The organism is Megasphaera sp. AF13-6AC (assembly GCF_027685385.1).
GTDB classification, from domain to species: Bacteria; Bacillota; Negativicutes; order Veillonellales; family Megasphaeraceae; genus Megasphaera; species Megasphaera micronuciformis.
Genome location: NZ_JAQCUN010000112.1, coordinates 1 through 2,706, shown reverse-complemented (window position 1 = coordinate 2,706; position 2,706 = coordinate 1). Strand labels below are relative to the sequence as shown.

General features: G+C 47.4%; 3 protein-coding genes. 2 read left to right on the top strand and 1 reads right to left on the bottom strand.

Translation table 11 applies throughout. From position 1 onward, the window contains the following. The coding region (locus PGX78_RS06520) for an MFS transporter (protein WP_270445975.1) at positions 1–1,190 on the top strand (1,190 nt) is incomplete at its 5' end. A 176-nt stretch (positions 1,191–1,366) separates the two neighbouring features. After that, positions 1,367–2,263: a hypothetical protein gene (locus PGX78_RS06515; RefSeq protein WP_270445972.1), complete on the top strand. Its 897-nt coding sequence runs from the start codon at positions 1,367–1,369 to the stop codon at positions 2,261–2,263. A gap of 51 nt (positions 2,264–2,314) precedes the next feature. On the opposite strand, the gene aroD is transcribed toward PGX78_RS06515, so the two are convergent. Then, on the bottom strand, positions 2,315–2,706 hold a 392-nt coding region (gene aroD, locus PGX78_RS06510), incomplete at its 5' end, for a type I 3-dehydroquinate dehydratase (RefSeq protein ID WP_270445969.1).

Genomic DNA, 2,706 nt, shown 5'->3' with positions numbered 1-2,706 from the left:
TGGCTGTAGCAGCACCCAGTATGAGTAGTGATTTGGGGTTTGATGCGGCTACAATGGGTCTTCTTTTTTCCGCTTTTGCCTGGTCATACGGGTTGATGCAGATTCCCGGCGGCTGGCTTTTGGAACGCTTCGGGTCGCGAGTATCTTATACGGTATCTTTGTTCTTATGGTCCGCTTTTACAGTAGCTATGGGGTTCGGCAAAAGCTTTGCGTCACTCTTCGGTATTCGTCTCGCCATCGGGGCAGCCGAGGCTCCGGCCTTTCCCACGAACAGTCGTGTTGTAGCGGCTTGGTTTCCCGATAAGGAACGGGCGACGGCCACGTCAATTTATACGGCCGGTGAATTTATCGGACTTGCTTTTTTGACACCCGTTCTTTTTTGGGTTCTGGAAAACCACGGATGGCAGGAAATCTTCTATCTCACCGGCGGCATCGGAATTATTGCTTGCTTAGGTTGGCATTATTTATATCGAGATCCTGCCGAATGCACCGATGTCAATCAAGGGGAGTTGGATTATATTCGTGAAGGCGGAGGGTTAGCGGAAAAAGCGGGGTCTACGCGCTCCATTACGCGCCGCCAAATTGCGGAACTTTTTAAACATCGTCAGCTCATCGGCGTATACATAGGGCAGTTTGCCAATACAAGTACCATGTATTTCTTTTTAACTTGGTTTCCTACGTATCTTATTGTGGCGAAACAGATGCCCATGCTGAAGGCCGGTATTTATGCGGTCATTCCTTACATAGGGGCCTTGTGCGGCGTCTTGTTGGGAGGGCGTTGGTCCGATTGGATGTTACAACGCGGGGCATCTTTATCAAAGGCCAGGAAGGTTCCCGTTATTTTCGGGCTCCTGTGTTCCATGATCATTATGGCGGCAAACTACGTAGACTCCTTTCATGAGGTCATTGCCATTATGACTCTGGCATTCTTCGGGCAAGGGATGGCGGCCATTGTTTGGAGTACCGTCGGTGATATGGCACCCGCCGATTCAGTCGGCTTGGCCGGCGGAGTTTTCAATTTTATCGGCAATCTGGCAGGCATTATAACGCCCATTGCTATCGGCATTATAGTCCAGGCTACGGGATCCTTTGTAGGGGCTATGATCTTCATCGGATGCGTAGCGGCTGTAGGAGTTTTTTCCTTCATCTTTATTGTCGGAGATATTCATCGCATAGAAGTAAAAGAATAATAATTTCATTATACAAAGGCGGCGCACATCATTTTGTGCGCCGCCTTTGTAACTGTAAAGTAACAAGATACTGTCAATTATTTGTTAAATGAAATTACCTGTGCCATAATAAAGAAAAGGTAGCATAGCCTGATAAGGAAAAAGGATATGTAAAACTTTGGTGAGGCGAAGTGATTATGAGCTTATTATTTTTAAGCCATTGCATTCGTAGGCTATTGAGGTCAAGGTCTGCTGTTGTAAGCCTTGTTTGCGTAAGTATTTTATGTGCAGTTGCGGGAGCTTATACGACATACAGGAATACAGAGTACGGGCAAGCGAATAAAGAAGTAATTGACAGGGTGGTATCGGCGAATGAAGGCTTTGCCGCGGACCTTACGCGGCTGGCCTCTGATTCCTCAGCTGATGAAAACGGGCGTATTTACGACGATATGGAGGTACATCGCCGTGAACTGACGGTAGTAGTACGTGAGTACAGAGAAAGTCCGGATAGAGCGGATGATGAAGGAAAAAGTAAGAAGACAGCACAGTTTCTGAAAGCGGAAGAAGAGGTGTATGACCGAACCCTGCATATTGTAAAGATGACTCCGACAGATTTTAACGTCGATAGGCAATCAGAAGAAGTGCGGCTGCAAGAATCTTTAGACAAGCTGTTGGCAACGGCTCGCGACTTGGGCGTGACGAAGGATCAGTACCAACGAATTACCGCTTTTTCGGAAGCCGTCAAGGCGTTAAAGACTTATAAGACCCATGAAGGCAGACGACAGAATGCAGTCAAGGCGGAAGAAACGATGCAAGCCTTTGCTTTGTATATTAAAAGCAAGTCCTATTACGAGGCCTATCGGCTTTTGTCGCCGGCCGCCATGAGAAAGGTCCCCTTTACGAATTGGATCGGTACGTACGGCAACAGCCGGTACGGCTACCTGACGAAGTTACAAAGTCGACCGGACGGTAAGGATGCGGTTATTCTGACCTATGCGATAGGGCCGGATAAGGGAGAAGGAAAGAAGGACATAACGGTACGGCTCGTTCAGGTAGATACAAAATGGCTTATTGACAGTATTGATGAAGAATAATCTACAAGGACATAAACAAAGACGCTGCAAGCAGCGTCTTTGTTGTACATCTTAATGAAGGGTTTCCAAAATCTTCTGTAAGACTGTTACTTCAATTTGTCCGGGAGCCGAAGCTTTCTTGGCTGAACCGAAGGTTAAAGCCGAACCGAAGACTTCACCGCTGATGCGGCTGATCGCACCGAGTTTGCCCATGGACATGGTGATAATCGGTTCATCGGGATATTGGGATTTTACATGTTCCGTAGCAGCTAATAAGGTGAGAACATCTTTAGCCGATTGGGGCATGCAAGCCAACTTGGCTACGTGAGCTCCGAGCTTTTTCATGCCTATTAAACGAGATTCGATTTCTTCCTTTGCCGGAGTCTTATCAAAGTCATGGTTACTCATAACGACGGTAACCCCTTTGGCTTTAGCGGCGGCAATGACCTTGGCAATCTTGTCGG